We start from the raw sequence: 16,448 nt of genomic DNA on the forward strand, positions 1-16,448 counted from the left end.
GCTCGCGGCGACCCGGATCAGTCCTGGGGCGGGCCGTCCGGATCAGTCCCGGCTCGCGGCCACCTCGCCGAGCAGGTACGGGCGGCCGCGCGACGGGTCGTGCAGCCCGAAGTTCCAGCCCGGGGTCGCGGAGAACGCCACCGTGCCGGGCAGCGGCACGGGCAGCTTGAACGCCACATCCACGGTGTACGCGTCGGGCAGCCGTCCCTCCAGCGCGGCCAGGCACCGGGCCTTGCTCCACATGCCGTGCGCGATCGGCCGGGGGAAACCGAACAGCCGGGCGGCGATCCGCGAGGTGTGGATCGGGTTGTGGTCGCCGGAGACCCGGGCGTAGTCCCGGCCCACCCGGGAGTGCACCCGCCACAGCGCGGTCGGGGCCGGCGGAGCCGGTCGCTCCGTGGCGTCGCGTCGGCCGCCGTCGGCCCCGGTACGCTCCCGTCGCAGGTACGTCGCCACGGCACGCCACACCACCTCTCCACCGGTCGAGGCGGTGCAGACCATGTCGAACTGCCGGCCCCGGTCGTGCGGGCGCAGGTCGACGGCGCGTACCGCCAGGTCCAGCGGCTCCGCCGCGTCCACCCGGCGGTACGTGGTGATCCGGTTCGCCACGTGCACCAGGCCGACCAGGGGGAGCGGAAACTCCGGCGCGCTCATCAGGCGCAGGGCCAGCGGGAAGGCGAGTACGTGCGGATAGGTCGGCGGCAGCGCGTCGGCGAGCCGGAACCCGCACACCCGGTCGTACGCCGCCAGGTGCTCCCGGTCGACCGTGACCGCCCGGACCAGCAGTTCGGTCTCGGGGAGCCGGTCGGCACGCCGGGCCGGACCGAGCCCCGGGGCCAACCCGATCGCCGCTCGCCGGTAGAGCGGCCCGGCGGCCGGCAGCGCCGCCAACTCGACCCCGGATCCCTCCGGCGCGCTCCCGATCTGGTCGGGCACCCCCTCGGCGGCCCCCCGGCCGTGCGGCTCGGCCGGTGTGGTGCCCTCGGCGGTGTTCGGCAGCTCGGACATCAGGCCCCCAGCAGGCTCTGGCCGCAGACCCGCACCACGTTGCCGGTGACGCCGGCCGAGCCGGGCGAGGCGAACCAGGCGATCGTCTGTGCGACGTCGACCGGCAGGCCGCCCTGCGCCATGCTGTTCATCCGCCGGCCGGCCTCGCGGAGCACCAGCGGGATCCGGGCGGTCAGCCGGGTCTCGATGAAGCCCGGTGCGACCGCGTTGACGGTGATGCCGCGTTCGGCGAGCACCGGAGCCATCGAGTGCACCAGGCCGATCACCCCGGCCTTGGAGGTCGCATAGTTGGTCTGGCCCCGGTTGCCGGCGATCCCGGCGATCGAGGAGACCCCGATCAGTCGCCCGCCGCGCGGGATCAACTCGCGGTCCAGCAGTACGTCGTTGATCCGCTCCTGGCTGGTGAGGTTGACCTCCAGCACCGAGTCCCACCAGTCCGGGCTCATCCGGCCCAGCGTCCGGTCCCGGGTGATCCCGGCGTTGTGCACCACCACGTCCACCCGGCCGTGCCGGTCGGCCAGATGGTCGGCGAGCCGCAGCGGCGCGTCGGGCGCGGTCAGGTCGAGCTGTACCGCCGTACCGCCGACGGCGTTGGCGACCTCGGCGAGCGCGTCACCGGCCGCCGGTACGTCCAGCGCCACCACCTGGGCACCGTCGGCCGCCAGTACCTCGGCGACCTGCGCCCCGATTCCCCGGGCGGCCCCGGTGACCAGCGCGATCCGGCCGTCCAGCGGGCGGGCCCAGTCGACCTCCGGCACCTCGGCCGGACCGATCCGGACCACCTGCCCGGAGACGTACGCGGAGCGGCCGGAGAGCAGGAAGCGCAGGGTCGACGCGACGGCCCGTTCGGCACCCGACGCGACGTAGACGAGCTGTGCGGTCGTACCCCTGCCGAACTCCTTGCCGATGCTCCGGGTCAGCCCTTCCAGGGCGCGCTGCGCGGTCGCCTCCCGGGGTGTGCCGCAGGATTCCGGCGGGGTGCCGAAGACGACCACCCGGCCGGAGGGGTGCAGCGCCCGGGCCAGCGGGTGGAAGAAGTCGAAGAGCGCGCGCAGTCCGGACGAGTCGGTGATGCCGGTGGCGTCGTAGAGCAGGGCGGCCTGTGGCGGCACCCGGCCCGCACTGTCGCCCGGCTCGGTCGCACTGTCGCCCGGCTCGGTCGCGGTCGGGTCGGTGATTTTCACGCCGGCCGAGGTGAGCAGCTTGGCCAGCGGTTCGACCAGGCGGCCGCCGGAGGCGGCGTCGAGGCGTACCGGGCCGTGCGCCAGCGGGTCGCCGGGGCGGTAGCGGCGCAGCCTGGGCGGGTCGGGCAGGCCGAGGCGCTTGACCAGCGCCCGGCCGGGACCGGTGTGGGCGAAGCTCGCGTACCTGTCACTCATGACCGTAGCCTACTCGCGGGTAAGGTAGGAACAACCCTGCGTTCTGGAGGCGTCACCATGGAAGCCGTACGTCGCGTCGCGGTCCTCGGAGGCAACCGGATCCCCTTCGCCCGCTCCAACGGGCGGTACGCCAAGGCGTCCAACCAGGACATGTTGACCGCCGCCCTGGACGGGTTGATCGCCCGGTTCGGCCTGGCCGGCGAGCGGCTCGGCGAGGTGGCCGCCGGTGCGGTACTCAAGCACTCGAAGGACTTCAACCTCACCCGGGAGGTGGTGCTCGGCTCCCGGCTCGACCCGCGCACCCCGGCGTACGACCTCCAGCAGGCCTGCGGCACCGGGCTGGAGGCGGCGATCCTGGTCGCCAACAAGATCGCGCTCGGCCAGCTCGACGTCGGGATCGCCGGTGGCGTGGACACCACCTCGGACGCGCCGCTGGCGGTCAACGAGGACCTGCGGCGTACCCTGCTGGAGATCAACGCTGCCCGTACCCTCGGCGGGCGGCTGAAGGCCGCCACCCGGTTCCGTCCGGCCCAGCCGTTCCGGCCGGAGATCCCACGCAACGCGGAGCCGCGTACCGGACTGTCGATGGGGGAGCACGCGGCGGTCACCGCCCGGCGGTGGAACGTCGACCGGCAGGCTCAGGACGAACTCGCGGTCCGGTCGCACCAGCGGCTCGCCGCCGCGTACGACCGTGGGTTCTTCGACGACCTGGTCACGCCGTACCTCGGGCTGACCCGGGATGCGAACCTCCGCCCCGACACCAGTGTGGAGAAGCTCGGCACGCTCAAGCCGGTCTTCGGCACCCGGGGGCCGGACGCCGAGCATGCCAGCATGACCGCAGGCAACTCCTCCCCGCTCACCGACGGGGCGTCGACGGTGCTGCTCGCCTCCGAGGAGTGGGCCAAGGCGCACAACCTGCCGGTACTGGCCTGGTTCGGTGCGTCGACGACCGCCGCCGTCGACTTCGTACACGGCGACGAGGGACTGCTGATGGCCCCCGCGTACGCCGTGCCCCGGCTGCTCGCCCGGACCGGGCTGACCCTGGCCGACTTCGACTACTTCGAGATCCACGAGGCGTTCGCCTCGCAGGTGCTGGCCACCCTGGCCGCCTGGGAGTCGCCGGAGTTCTGCACGGAGAGGTTGGGCCTGGACGCCCCGCTGGGGTCGATCGACCCCGCGAAGCTGAACGTCAACGGCTCGTCGCTGGCCGCCGGCCACCCGTTCGCCGCTACCGGCGGCCGGATCGTGGCCACCCTGGCCAAGCTGCTCGCCGAGCGCGGCTCGGGACGCGGCCTGATCTCGATCTGCGCGGCCGGCGGTCAGGGCGTGGTGGCGATCCTGGAACGCTGAGCCGGCGCGTCCGTCTCGGCACCGCCCTGCTGGCGGCCTCAAGCCGATCCGCCAGGCCAGGCGAGGAAGCGGGTATGCAACTCCTCGGGCGAGAGGTCGGGCAGGTCGACGGCTGCGAGTGCCACGTACCGGCCGAGGTGGCTGAGCAGCGCCAGCCGGTTGTGCCGGTAGCGGATCAGGAGTCGTTCCCGCTGATCGGGGCACGGCCAGTCCTCGTCGCAGCCGGCACAGGTCCAGTCGGGTCGCCTCGGAAGGTGCGCCCGCCGAGGGCTGTTGTGCCGTCGAAGGGGCTCGGGTCGTCGCTGGTCGGCTCGTCGTTCGGGTCGATGCCGGCGCGACAGGGGACCCGGTCGGATCGCCACGGCGTCCAGCCGGACCAGTACGCGCCGCTGGCGCAGTCGTATTCCGTCGGAAGTTTGCAGTTCGACCCCGCGCGGGTGAAGCCAGAGGCCGTCGGTGTGTCGTTCCCGGCGTCCCAACTGGATGACCTCCAGGATCAGTCTGCCGAGGCCGAAGCAATAGTCGCCCTCGCCGACCTCCAGGATGTCGCCAACCCGGATGTCGGGCAGCCGGGCACTCACGTCTCCGCGGCGGTGGCTGTAGCGCCGAGGCGGCGTCGCCAGGCGCGGTCAGCAGTGGGGCGGTGCGCGGTAGGGATCTCCGGAGTGCACTGAGCCAGCGCGGGCAACCACCTGATCGGTGCTTCGCGGGTTCGGGAGTGAGGACCGGCCGGCCCAACTCGACGAGGCGGTTCGCCGCCGCGTTGGCCGGTCGGCACGGTCCGGGCGTCAGACAGACCGGGCAGAGCCCGGTCTCCCGGTCGAGTACGTGTGCGTCGAGCATGTCGTACGCGGCCTGCGCATCGGCCGTGTCCTGCTCGGCAAGGCTGCTGGACAGGTAGACGGTCATCGGCTCGCCTCTCGTCGCCTCGACGTGGACGTACGCCCCCCGCTGATTCGAACCGGATCGCGGCGCAGAGAGCCGTATTGCCGTACGGCCCGGATGGCGATGGCTCACAGTTCGGGGCGTCAGCAGGCCGGCCTGGCTGTCGGGGCAGCCTGTAAACGACCTACTTCGGCAACCTCACTGCTTTTCGAATAATGCAGCAAGGATCACTCTTGCTGAATGGACCGGAGGGACGGGAATGGGCCTAGTCGTGACGGGTGCCGGGCTGCGGTGGCGACATATCAGGCGGCAACTGCGACTGTTCAGCGCGCTCTCGGGGCGTTGAAGGCAGAGGGCTCCGTCTACAGCGAAACGGGCAGGGGCGTCTACGTGCGGGATCGACAGCCGCTCGTGGTGGAGGCCGCCGCCTACATCACGCCTACCCGGGGTGGCTACGAGTACCGCCTGATCGACGTTGCCGAGGTTGTGCCACCCGCCGGGGTCGCGCAGGCACTCGACTCGGGCGACGATTTGGCAGTCATGCGGCACCGGCTGCTGCTGCAAGGCAACGAGCCGGTGGAGCTTTCCTGGTCGTACTATCCGGTTGCGATCGCCAGGGGCACAGATCTGGCCAGGCGCCGGAGAATCGCTGGTGGCGCCGCTCGGGTGCTGGCGGACAACGGCCACCGGCAGCGGGATCTGCGCGACCGCATCTCGGCGAGGATGCCCACTACCGAAGAGGTCGAGGCACTGGCGCTGCCGCCGTACGTTCCGGTTATCCAGCAGTTTCGCGTCATCCGCGACGAGTCCGACCGTCCGGTCGAGGCGTCGATCCTGATCAAGGGCAGCCACCTTCAGGAGCTCCAGTACCGCCAGGACGTCCCGCCGGAGAGCTGACCGTCAACCTCTGTCTGTGGGTCGTCAGCGGATGTGGTTGTGGCGGGAGCACAAGTGGGGCAGCTCGACAGTCCCTGAGACCGGCGTGGCCGGCCCGCATCGCGCCGACGCCCATCCAGCTCTCGTCGGTACAACTCCCCAATAACTGTTTGATAGTTGGGTCGGCGCCTCCTGCACTCCCCAACATGTCTTTGGGAGTTGACGATCCAGAGCACGAACCGGGCGCCGGCGATGCGCCGGATCCCACCGCCCGGCTTCGGGCCCTGGCCCATCCGGTACGGATGCGGATCCTCTCCCTGCTCACCGCGTCGGCGCTGACCGCCGCCGAGATCGCCCGCGAACTGGACCTCACCCACGCCAACGCCAGCTACCACCTGCGGCACCTGCTGGCCGCCGGCCTGATCGAGGTGGCCGGCGAGGAGCGCATCCGGGGCGGTGCCGCCAAGCGCTACCGCTACGACCCGGCACGCCAGCCCGACCAACCCGCATCCACGCCGGCCGACAGCCGGGCCACTTCCGACCACCGCCTGCTCTACGACGCGCTCGCCGCCGAACTGCGCCGCCGCGCTCACCACCTGCGGCGCGGGCCAGGCAACTTCCTCACCGACGCCGAGTTCTGGATCGACCCGGAGACCTGGGACGAGATCCGGAACACGATCGCCGAGGCGTCGGCCCGGCTGCACCACGCCGCCCGACCGCCACACACCCCCGGCACCGCCCGGGTGAGCGCCACCGTCGCCCTCTTCCGGATGCAGGACTGATCGTGGGTACCCGGGACGGCGCGCTGGCGCCGCTGCGGCACCGGCCCTTCCGCTATCTGGCGACGGGTCGGGCCGCCACCATGCTCGGCAACGCGGTCGCACCGATCGCGCTGGCGTTCGCCGTACTCGATCTCACCGACAGCGTGCGCGACCTCGGCCTGGTGGTCGGCGCGCGGTCGCTGACCCACGTGGTGTTCCTGCTCTTCGGCGGCGTGCTGGCCGACCGGCTGCCCCGGCAGACGGTGATGGTGGTCTCCTGCACGCTCGCCGCGCTCACCCAGGGCGCGGTCGCGGCGCTGGTGCTGACCGGAACCGCGACGATCCCGGCGCTGGTCGCGCTCGCCGCCGCGAACGGCGTGGTGGCCGCCTTCGCCTGGCCGGCCGCCGCCGCGCTGGTCCCGCAGACCGTGCCGGCCGAGCTGCTCCAGTCGGCCAACGCGCTCAACCGGCTCGGCATCAACGCCGCCATGATCGGCGGCGCATCGCTCGGCGGCGTGCTGGTGGCCGGCGTCGGACCGGGCTGGGGCCTGCTGGTGGACGCCACGACCTTCGCGCTGGCCGGGCTGGCATTCGCCCGGGTACGCGTCCACGCGGTTGCCGGCCCGCGCCACGAGCGGGCCAACCCGATCCGCGAACTGCGCGAGGGTTGGACCGAGTTCGTCGCGCGCTCCTGGGTCTGGGTGGTGGTACTCGGCTTCCTGCTGATCAACTTTGCCTACGCCAGCTCGGTCAACGTCCTCGGCCCCGACGTGGCGGACGAGACGATCGGCCGGACCGCCTGGGGCGTGGTGCTCGCCGCCCAGACCGCCGGCATGGTCGCCGGGGCGCTGGTCGCGCTCCGGATCCGGGTACGCCGGCTGCTCCTGCTCGGCGTGTTCTGCATGTTCGCCGACGTACTGCTGCTGCTCGGGCTGGCCCGGGCGCCGTCCGTGGTGGTACTGGTTGCCGCCGCGTTCGTGGCCGGGCTGGCCGTCGAGCAGTTCTCGGTCGCCTGGGAAACGTCGATGCAGCAGAACATCCCCGCCGACAAGCTCGCCCGGGTCTACTCGTACGACGCGCTCGGCTCGTTCCTGGCGATCCCGCTCGGCCAGATCGCGATCGGTCCGGTGGCGGAGGAGATCGGCAACGACCCGACCCTGCTGGTCGCCGCCGGCATCGTGCTCGTCGCGGTGCTCGGCATGCTGGCCGATCCCGGCGTACGCCGCCTCTCCGCCGAGACTCCGGCTGCCGGTGCGGTGCCGGCTCCCGCTGACAGCCTGGCACCCGGCACGGCTCCGGTTCCGCGGCCACTGGCCGCCTCCGAACTGGACGAGCGGCCGACAGGTGCTGGCCGCGTCGCAGATAACGTGTGATCGACAAGCCGGTACCCTCCGCTTTGGCCTGGCGGACGATGCCCGGCTGGACCTGACCTGGATCCTCGCCGCGATGTCGTTCGGGCTGGTCGTCGCGGTCGCGGCCACGGCGTACCTGAGTGCGCTTGGGCGCTCGGCGTCGGGCCGTCGCCCCGGCCCAGCAGTGCTGACCGTCGGCGGCGTGCTGGCGCTCGGCGTGCTGGCCATGGCGCTCCAGGTGCACACCGTGCCGTCGATGATCGTCGGAGTCGCGCCCGGGGCCACCACCCGGACACCGCTGATGGGCGTACTGTCGCACTACTCGGTCGAGAGCCTCGGGCAGACCGCCGCGACTTCCGCACTGTTGCTCGCAGTGCTGGGGCTGCTCGGTCTCGGCGCGAGTGGGCTGCTGCTGGCGACCCAGGCGAGGATCGAGTTCGACGGCTGGCGGGACGGAGCGGTGCGGCCGGCGGAGCGGACACCGGCAACCCGTGGGTGGTGGCGGTACGCGCGAACGGGCCTCCTGGTCGTCGCGCTGGTTTCCTTCCTCGGCATCGTCGGCTGGGCCTGCGCGCCGTGGCTGACGAAGGTGTTCCCGGGCGACGGCGTACCCGGCAACCTCGACACGACCGAGCTGCTGGTTCGGTCCTGGCTGCCGCCGCTGATCGGGGCGGTGCTCTCGGTCGGGCTGGCCGCGATCGCCGGCTTCGGCATCGGGGCGGTGCGCCCGCTGGGCCGGTGGAGCGAGCTGCTCCTGCTGCCGTTCGCGCCGTGGCTCTTCGTCGGTTTGGCTCCGGTGATGCTGGACCGGGGCCCGCGCATCCTCCTGCTGCTCGGCTTCGACCGCGGCCTGCTGGGCCTGGTGCCGTTGACCGCGCTCTCCGTGCCCGCACTGTTCGCCTTCACCCTGCTCTTCCGGGCCCAGCATCCGCGATGGCGCGGCGAAGACAGCCTCGGCCGTGCCCTGCTGCTGCCGGCCCTGCCGATGCTGCTCCTGGCGGTCCTGCTGACCACGCTGGTCAACGCGCAACAGGCCAACTGGGGGTGGCTGACCGGCGCGATGCCCACCGACGCCGCGACAACCCTGGTCGAGTACACGGCACGCAGGACGGGGGAGCTGGACAGTGGTCTGCTCAGCCTGGTGCTGCCACTACCGATCTTCCTGGTCTTCCTGGTGGCGTTCGCCGCCATCCAGCTCGGCTACCTGGACCGGCTCGCGATCAGGGTCGGATCGTCCGACGGCGCAACGCCCGGTGCCACGTCGCCTGACGGCGCAACGCCCCGCGCTACGTCGTCGGAGGACACGACGTCGGTGGCGACGGATGCTGAACCGGCAACGCCGGCAGCCTTGCCGGCGGGCGGCCGGGCCGACTGACCCGGGATTGCCGGAATCGGCAACTCCTGCTCAGACGGCGCGGCGTTCTTCGCGCCCGTAACCGACGGCCGGTACGGTCGCGGTGGCCGGACAGGCGAGCGGCGGGGGCATGCGCGATGGGCTATCCAGGGCAACCATCCGGGACGGTGCCGCTTCCGCCGGCCGGGCATCATCCGGCTCCGCAGGCTGCAACGGGCTCGGCGGGGCGTGCGCTGCTCGGCCTGGCGCTGCTGCTGCCGGCACTGATCGCGCTCATCTGGTCGTACGTCGTACCGACCGCCTCCACCGTACTGACCAGCTTCCGGCACGAAAACCTCTTCCGAGAGCCGCGATCGGCCGGGATCGAGAACTATCAGGCGGTCTTCGAAGACGGGTTCCTGGGCCAGCTCGGGTTGGCGCTGCTGCTCGGTCTGCTGCCCCTCGCGTTCGCGTTGCTGGTCGCGCCGCTGCTGGCGGTGGTCGCCGACCGGGCCGGCCGGCTGGGTCGGCTGCTCACCCGGGCGGTACTGGCCGTGCCGATCGCCGGGTACGCCCCGGTCGCGGTCCTCCTCGGCTGGCGGCTGCGGCTGGCCGAGTCGGGCTCGCTCGGCGACGGCGCGCGGTTCGAGCTGACCTGGATACTCGCGGCGACCTCGTTCGGGCTGGTGGTGGCGGTCGCCGCGACGGCGTTCCTGAGCGCGCTGCGGCAGCGGGAACCGGGCCGCTGGTCGACGCCGGCCCTGCTCACCGTCGGTGGGCTGGTCGGCTTGGCCGTGCTCGCCCTGTCACTCCAGATCTTCACCGCGCCGGCGCTGCTCACCGGCGGCGGGCCGGCACGCTCGACCATGACACCGGTCCTCGGGACGATGCAGACGAGCTTCACCACCTTCCGGCTCGGCCTGGGTGCGGCCACCTCCACGCTGCTGCTGGTCGTACTCGGCGGGCTCGGGCTCGCGGCGACCGGGTTGCTGCTGGCCAGCCGTACCCGGATCGAGTTCGACGGTTGGCGGGACCGGCCCGGCGGCCCGCCGGCTCCGGTGCGTGGCCCCTCCACTGTCCACCTCGGAATCGTCATCGCCGGACTGGTCGTCGTGCTCGGTGTCTTCGGCTGGGCCTCCGCGCCCTGGCTGCGGCATGCCTTCAGCGGGGCCGACCTGCCCGGCGGGGTCAGCACGGTGGACGTACTCGTCAACACCTGGCTGCCACCGTTCGTCTCGGCGCTGGTGTCGGTCTTGCTGGCGGCGGTGGCCGGGTTCGGCATCGGGGCGCTGCGCCCGCTCGGCCGGTGGAGCGAGCTGCTCCTCCTGCCGTTCGCTCCGTGGCTCTTCGTGGGCATCGGTCCACTGGCCGTCGCCGGGTTCAAGCGGGTCAGCGAAAACGACCAGGTCAACACGTTTCTCGGGACGATCCCGCCGGTCTGGCTCTGCGTACCGGCGCTGTTCGTCTTCACCCTGCTGTTCCGGGGACAGCAGCCGAAGTGGCGGGCCGGCGGGGACGCCGTCCGTACCCTGCTACTGCCGGCACTGCCGATGCTGGCCGTCGCGTTCCTGCTGAGCTGGCTGTTCAGCGCCCAGCAGCCGCTGTGGGCCCGCCTGGTCACGTCCGACCCGGAGAACGCCTCGGCCCCGTTGCTGGCCGAGATGCTGATGGCCGAGTTCGGCAACCGGGGCACCGGCTTCCTGGGTCTGGTCCTGCCGCTGCCGTTGCTAGTGTTGTTCCTGCTGGCGTTCGCCGGGCTCCAGGTCGGTTACCTGGACCGGCTGGCGATCCGGGTGGGCCGGTCAGCCGTCGAGCCGGCGCCGCAGCCCGGTCCGCCGCCGCACATCGGGTTCGGCGGCCAGCCGGTGCCCGCACAGCCGTACGGGCCCCCGACCCAGCCGTACCCGGCCTCGTCGTACGGGGTGCCGCCGTCGCCGTACCCGCCCCAGCCGCTCCAGCCCGGCCCGTACGGCGGACCGCCGGTGCCGCCCCAGCCGTACGGCCCACCGCCTGAACCGGGCCAGCCGCCCCAGTCGGCACAGCCGTCACAGTCATCCCAGTCGCCCTGGGCCTCGCAAACCGAGCCGCCGTCGACGGGAAGGGCGGAGTAGCGCCGCGCCCGACCGCCACCCGTGTTGCCCCACCCGTGCCGCCCCGGGCAGTGACCTGGACGTGGAAGGCGCTACCCGGCCCGGTAACGCCTTTGGCGTACAGGTGAAGGTCGGCCCGCGACGGTGGCGGGCGCAGAGGCGGGGCAGCTCTACAGTCCGCATCCGTGCGGATGCGCGGCGGTCGAGGCGTTCGCGGCTAGCCGGCCGGCGCCCTGGCGCTGATCGCGAGCGTGCCGAGCAGCCAGGCGTCCCGGCCGGTCCGCGCGGTGACGACGGCGGGTCGGTCGCTGGGCAGGCGGGTCTGGAGCACTCGTGCGTCCGTACCGAACGTGTTCCAACCGGCGGCCGTTCCGTCGGCCCGGCTGGCGCCGGTGTTGTTCGGGTTCTGCCGGTCGACCGGGCCGGCGTTGATGTCGAGCCGGTCGCCGACGCTCGCCCGGTCGGTCTCCCAGCCGACGAACCCGATCTGGGCGTCGGCGCCCGGGGCACCCGGCAACGGAACGGTCACCGCGCCGCCGGGCCGGAGCGCGAGGGCGCCGTCGAGTACCGCGACGGCCCGCGATGGGCCTCCGTCGGCGACGACGGCGACCAGGCTCCAGCCGCCGAACGCGCCGATCCCGCCGAGGAAGGCACTCCGGTGTAGCCCGACCCACCAGGTGCCGGAGCTGGCGCTACGGGCGAGCCGGGTCACGTCGGCGAACGCCTGGTAGCCGCGCCGCCCCTCAAGGGTGGTCGGGAAGTCGTCGACCCGGGAAGCCCGGACGGGGGTGTAGCGGGTGCCGCCCGGTGCCCGGACGTACGCCGTCGGGCTGGCCGGCGAGTGCCCGGTGCCGGCCCAGTAGAGGCCGGCCCAGAGGACCCGGCCGGTCAGTCTCACGGTGGCGCCGCTGACCATTCCACCGCCGGGCGCGCCGGCCGGTGCGCCCGGCGCCGAGTACCGGGTCATCAGGTAGTGGCCGTTGTCGACGCGACCGAGGGCGGGGCGACCCGACCGGGCCGCCCGGCAGGTGAGGTCGAGGTCCGGGCAGGACAGCAGCGAGTTGCCGGCGGTGGTGAGCCGCGCCGGCACCGTACCGGCGAAGACCGCGGAGAGTCCGGTGCCGGCGACCGCGAGCTGGGCCGACGCGCTGTGGGTCGGCAGGCCCGGCGTGTCGAGGGTGATCCGCACGGCGCCGCCCCGAGCGGTGCCCGCGACCGTGACCGGCAGGTACGCCGTACTCGACGACGCCGGGCCCAGCGGCCCACGCCGACAGGTGCCGGAGGTGCCGGCGGTGCAGGTCCAGCCGTCCCCGGCAGCGCCGGCGCGCAGCCGGATCCCGCTCGGCAGCGTCAGTCGGGCGCTGAGCGGACCCGTCGCGGCGAGTCCGGCCCGGAACGTCCCGGGCAGCCGTCCTCCGCCGCTGTTCGCCCCGGCCCTGCTGGTGACGGTCATGGACAGCACTGCGGACCGGCCCCGGACCAGCGTGCCGACCGGCGCCAGCGCGACGGCCACCGCTCCGGGGCGGGCCGGGCCGGTGGCGCCTGGTGGGCCCCCGTCGGTCGCGCCCGCCGCACCCGGCCCGCCCGGCGGGTGGCCGCCGACGGTGCCGGGCTCGGTGGGGCCCGGCGGGTCGGGGGTGGGCTCGGAGGTCTGTCCCGGATCCTGCGGTCCGGTCGGGGGGACCGGGGCCGGCTGTTCCGGCCCGGCGACCGGCCCCGGGTTGCCGGTGAGGGTCAGCGCGACCGCCGCCAGGGCGACGAGTACCAGGCCGGCCGCGACGAGTTGGGTTACCCGGCGGCGGGCCACCCGCCGGACCCGGTTCCACAGGGCGCCCGGAGCCGCCGTTCCGGTGCTCACGTAGCCGGCGGCCGCGGTCGCGCCGATCACGGCGGGAGCCAGCACGGCGCCGAGGCCGGTGTTGAGGTCGCCGAGTTCGACGAAGAGCAGGTGGCAGGCCCGGCATCCGGAGAGGTGGCTCTCCACGTCGGCCGCCTCCCGCCGGGACAGTCCGCTCCGGACGTACGCGCCGAGCCGCTCGGCGACCCAGCGGCAGGTGTCGTCGGTGCGAGCGGCGGCATGCTCACGCAGATAGTTCTGGCGTAGGCGTTCCCGGGCCCGGTAGGCGAGCGCCGAGATCGTGTTGGGGCGGACGCCGAGCAGGCGCGCGACCGTCGCCGGCGGATCGCCCTCCACCTCGGTGTGCCAGAGCACCAGGCGCCACCGTTCGGGCAGCGCGGCGAACGCCCGGGCGACCATCGCCTGTTCCAGGTTCCGCACGGCGGGGTCGGTGAAGGGTTCGCCGGCATCGTGGCGGGCCATGTCGTCGACGAGTTCGACCCGGCGAGTACGGCGGGCCTCGTCGTAGAAGACGTTGCGCACGGCGGTGAGCAGGTAGGTGCGGAAGGCGGCATTGGGCCCGTGCCCGCCGCGCAGTACGGCGAGGACCCGGGTGAAGGCCTCCGCCACCAGCTCGTCCACTTCGGAGGGACGAGGATCCAGCGTACGGGCCAGTCGCCGGGCCGCCGTTTCGTGTCGGCTGTAGAGGGTGGCGTAGGCGTCGGTGTCACCGGCCCGAACGGCCCGGATCAGTTGTAGGTCGCTCCGCACGTCGACGGCAGCGCTGTCGTGGTCGTCCGCCATGTCCTGCCAAGTCCTGAGGTGTGGTCGGTCCGTCGTGGGCAGTGCGGGCGCTCGTGGCTCGGCCGGGTTCCTGGGCCTGGCCCGCGTTCCTGCGGCTCGGCCGGGCTCCTGGGCTGGTCCGCTGCTGGCTCGGCCGTCTCGTCGGGCTGAAGGCTCGTCGGGCGGGACCAAACTACCAACAGCAAGTGGCCAAGGGCAGAAGGTGAGGGAGCGTTGTTGAGCTGCCTACACCATTAATCCGTTTTGTTGTTTTTATTCCGGGCGCCGTCACGGTGCTCGGCAATCTCCGTCTAGACGAGAGGAACTGCCGCGACGGATGGAGTACTGACCCGGATGGACGACGAACGCCGACTGACACCGACGGCGGCGCACCGCCGCGCACGCGCCATCACCCGCTTCCGCACCGAGGCGGTCGTCCTGCGCGAGGCGTGGCGGGCGGCGGCGCTGCGCCGCTGCCCGGAGCGGACCGGCGGGTGGTGGACGCCTGCGGTCGACAGCCTGACCAGAGCCATCGCGGAGACGCGTGATCCACGGCCGGCCTGCGCCCGGCTGGGCCGGGCCAGGGCCGCCGCCGGGATGGGCGTCGACGACACCCTCGCCGACCTCACCGCGCTGTACCGCCAGCTCCCGGCCGGCGAACCCCCCGCCCACCTGGTACGAACACTCTGCGACTCGTGGACCGCAGCGACCCTCGTCCCGGACCACGCGGCGGCCTGTGTCGGCGCGCTGCCCCGGCTCGGCAGTGTCGGCCAGCTCCGGGTGGTGCTGAAGGAGATCGCCCGGCGCGCCTGCCGAGCCGGTGTCCCGCTCGGCAACCGGCACGTGCTGCTGGTCGCCGACCTCGCCGTCCCACCACCGGCGGCCGGTTCCGTTCCGTCACCGATGGCAGGTCCCGCCTCGTCACCGATGACCGGTCCGGTCCCACCACCGGAGGCCGGGCCTGCCACCCCACGGACGGAGTGCGGAGAAGACCAGGCGATCGCCGAGGAGTCCGTGCTCCGGGCCCGGGTCGCCACCCGGTTCCGGGCCAGTTTTCCCGACGGCGAGCCGATCATCCGGCTCTGGCCCGGTGGATACGTCGTGCCGACGACCGCCTCGGCCGAGCTGGCGCACCGTACGGTCGTGCTCTCCCGTGGGCTGGCCCGGATCGGGCTGGCCACCGCCCGGCTGTGGTGTCAGGACCTCCCCGACGACATCCCCGCCACCCAGACGCTCTTCCGGCACCTCGCCGACTTCCGGCACCGCACGGAGGGCTGAGCCGGCGGCCCCTGGGCGAGACGGTTCCGCCCGGCCGGTGGCCGGTAGGCCGGTCGGTCGCGGGATGGTCGAGAATGGCGGGGTGACCAGCATTCCCAACGTCCTCGCCAACCGCTACGCCTCGGCCGAGCTGGCCGCCCTCTGGTCCCCGGAGGAGAAGATCCGGATGGAGCGCCGGCTCTGGCTGGCCGTACTCCGGGCACAGCGCGATCTCGGCGTGCCGGTGCCGGACGGGGCGGTCGAGGCGTACGAGCGGGTGCTGGACCAGGTCGACCTGGCCTCGATCGCGGCCCGGGAGCGGGTGACCCGGCACGACGTGAAGGCACGGATCGAGGAGTTCAGCGCGCTGGCCGGACACGAGCAGCTGCACAAGGGGATGACCTCCCGGGACCTGACCGAGAACGTCGAGCAGCTCCAGATCCGCGCCTCGCTGGAACTGGTCCGGGACCGGGTGGTCGCCACCCTGGCCCGGCTGGCCCGGCTCGCCGTCGAGCACGCCGACCTGGTGATGACCGGCCGATCGCACAACGTCGCCGCCCAGGCGACCACGCTGGGCAAGCGGTTCGGCAGCGCCGCCGAGGAGCTGCTGATCGGGTACGAGCGGCTGACCGAGCTGATCGGGCGCTATCCGCTGCGCGGCGTGAAGGGTCCGGTCGGCACCGCCGCCGACCAGCTCGACCTCTTCGACGGGGACGCGGCGAAGGTGGCCGAGCTGGAGCGCCGGGTCGCCCAGCACCTCGGGTTCCGCCGCGTGCTGGACAGCGTCGGCCAGGTCTATCCGCGTTCGCTGGACTTCGACGTGATCTCCGCGCTGGCCCAGGCCGCCGCCGCGCCGAGCAGCCTGGCCACAACGATCCGGCTGATGGTCGGCCAGGAGCTGGCCACCGAGGGCTTCCGCCCGGGTCAGGTCGGCTCCAGCGCGATGCCGCACAAGATGAACACCCGGTCCAGCGAGCGGGTCAACGGCTTCGCGGTGATCATCCGGGGCTACCTGTCGATGGTCGGCGAGCTGGCCGGCGACCAGTGGAACGAGGGCGACGTCTCCTGCTCGGTGGTACGCCGGGTCGCGCTGCCGGACGCGTTCTTCGCCACCGACGGGCTGTTCCAGACCTTCCTGACCGTGCTGGACGAGTTCGGCGCGTACCCGGCGGTGATCGCCCGGGAGCTGGACCGCTACCTGCCGTTCCTGGCCACCACCAAGCTCCTGGTGGCGGCGGTGCGGCGCGGGGTCGGTCGGGAGACCGCGCACGAGGTGATCAAGGAGCACGCGGTCGCCGTGGCGCTGGCGATGCGGGAGAAGGGTGCCGCCGAGAACGACCTCTTCGACCGGCTCGCCGCCGACGGCCGGCTCGGGCTGACCCGGCCCGAGATCGACGAGCTGGTCGCCGACCGTGCCGGCTTCGCCGGGGCGGCGTCCGCACAGGTCCGGGCCGTGGTCGACCGGATCGCCACGGTGGTCGCGGCGCACCCCGAGGCCGCCGCCTACGACCCGGCGCCGATCCTCTGAGCCGCCGGC

General features: G+C 73.1%; 12 protein-coding genes. 8 read left to right on the forward strand and 4 right to left on the reverse strand.

Annotated elements, in window-relative coordinates; genetic code table 11:
• Positions 1 to 42 precede the first annotated feature (42 nt).
• Positions 43 to 1,008: a MaoC/PaaZ C-terminal domain-containing protein gene (locus tag R6Y94_RS28835; protein WP_318398986.1), complete on the reverse strand. Its 966-nt coding sequence runs from the start codon at positions 1,006 to 1,008 to the stop codon at positions 43 to 45.
• Positions 1,008 to 2,387 carry a 3-oxoacyl-ACP reductase gene (locus R6Y94_RS28840; RefSeq protein ID WP_318398987.1) on the reverse strand — a complete coding sequence of 460 codons (1,380 nt, stop codon included), beginning with the start codon at positions 2,385 to 2,387 and terminating at the stop codon, positions 1,008 to 1,010. Before R6Y94_RS28840 ends, R6Y94_RS28835 begins: the two co-directional genes overlap by 1 nt.
• A 57-nt stretch (positions 2,388 to 2,444) precedes the next feature.
• Here R6Y94_RS28840 and R6Y94_RS28845 point away from each other — a divergent pair, with 57 nt between their 5' ends.
• The gene (locus tag R6Y94_RS28845; RefSeq protein ID WP_318398988.1) at positions 2,445 to 3,737 is read left to right on the forward strand and encodes an acetyl-CoA C-acetyltransferase; all 1,293 of its coding nucleotides are present in this window, start codon (positions 2,445 to 2,447) and stop codon (positions 3,735 to 3,737) included.
• Positions 3,738 to 3,775: 38 nt separating this feature from the next.
• Here the strand turns inward: R6Y94_RS28845 and R6Y94_RS28850 are convergent, their stop codons facing one another.
• On the reverse strand, positions 3,776 to 4,318 hold the full coding sequence (locus tag R6Y94_RS28850) for a hypothetical protein (RefSeq protein ID WP_318398989.1): 543 nt from the start codon (positions 4,316 to 4,318) through the stop codon (positions 3,776 to 3,778).
• 544 nt (positions 4,319 to 4,862) lie between these two features.
• Between R6Y94_RS28850 and R6Y94_RS28855 the strand changes: the two genes are divergently transcribed.
• The 5 genes from R6Y94_RS28855 to R6Y94_RS28875 all read left to right on the forward strand — a co-directional run bounded on the left by R6Y94_RS28855 (position 4,863) and on the right by R6Y94_RS28875 (position 11,055).
• Entirely contained in the window at positions 4,863 to 5,519 is a 657-nt protein-coding gene (locus tag R6Y94_RS28855) for a UTRA domain-containing protein (RefSeq protein ID WP_318398990.1), read from the forward strand.
• Positions 5,520 to 5,704: 185 nt separating this feature from the next.
• Positions 5,705 to 6,280: a helix-turn-helix domain-containing protein gene (locus R6Y94_RS28860; protein WP_318398991.1), complete on the forward strand. Its 576-nt coding sequence runs from the start codon at positions 5,705 to 5,707 to the stop codon at positions 6,278 to 6,280.
• Positions 6,281 to 6,282: 2 nt separating this feature from the next.
• Positions 6,283 to 7,632, forward strand: a complete 1,350-nt coding sequence (locus R6Y94_RS28865) for an MFS transporter (protein ID WP_318398992.1) — start codon at positions 6,283 to 6,285, stop codon at positions 7,630 to 7,632.
• 73 nt (positions 7,633 to 7,705) lie between these two features.
• A complete protein-coding gene (locus R6Y94_RS28870; protein WP_318398993.1) occupies positions 7,706 to 8,986 on the forward strand; it encodes a hypothetical protein in 1,281 nt (426 codons plus the stop codon).
• Between the two features lie 146 nt (positions 8,987 to 9,132).
• Entirely contained in the window at positions 9,133 to 11,055 is a 1,923-nt protein-coding gene (locus R6Y94_RS28875; protein ID WP_318398994.1) for a sugar ABC transporter permease, read from the forward strand.
• A 196-nt stretch (positions 11,056 to 11,251) separates the two neighbouring features.
• Here R6Y94_RS28875 and R6Y94_RS28880 read toward each other — a convergent pair whose 3' ends face one another.
• Positions 11,252 to 13,675, reverse strand: coding sequence for a sigma-70 family RNA polymerase sigma factor (locus R6Y94_RS28880; protein ID WP_318398995.1), 2,424 nt, complete (start codon positions 13,673 to 13,675; stop codon positions 11,252 to 11,254).
• A gap of 333 nt (positions 13,676 to 14,008) precedes the next feature.
• Between R6Y94_RS28880 and R6Y94_RS28885 the strand changes: the two genes are divergently transcribed.
• Together R6Y94_RS28885 and purB are read left to right on the forward strand one after the other, a co-directional pair.
• A complete protein-coding gene (locus tag R6Y94_RS28885) occupies positions 14,009 to 14,932 on the forward strand; it encodes a hypothetical protein (RefSeq protein ID WP_318398996.1) in 924 nt (307 codons plus the stop codon).
• Between the two features lie 82 nt (positions 14,933 to 15,014).
• Positions 15,015 to 16,439: an adenylosuccinate lyase gene (gene purB / locus R6Y94_RS28890; protein WP_318398997.1), complete on the forward strand. Its 1,425-nt coding sequence runs from the start codon at positions 15,015 to 15,017 to the stop codon at positions 16,437 to 16,439.
• Positions 16,440 to 16,448 lie beyond the last annotated feature (9 nt).

The sequence above is a fragment of the Plantactinospora sp. KLBMP9567 genome (genome assembly GCF_033446045.1).
GTDB lineage: Bacteria > Actinomycetota > Actinomycetes > Mycobacteriales > Micromonosporaceae > Plantactinospora.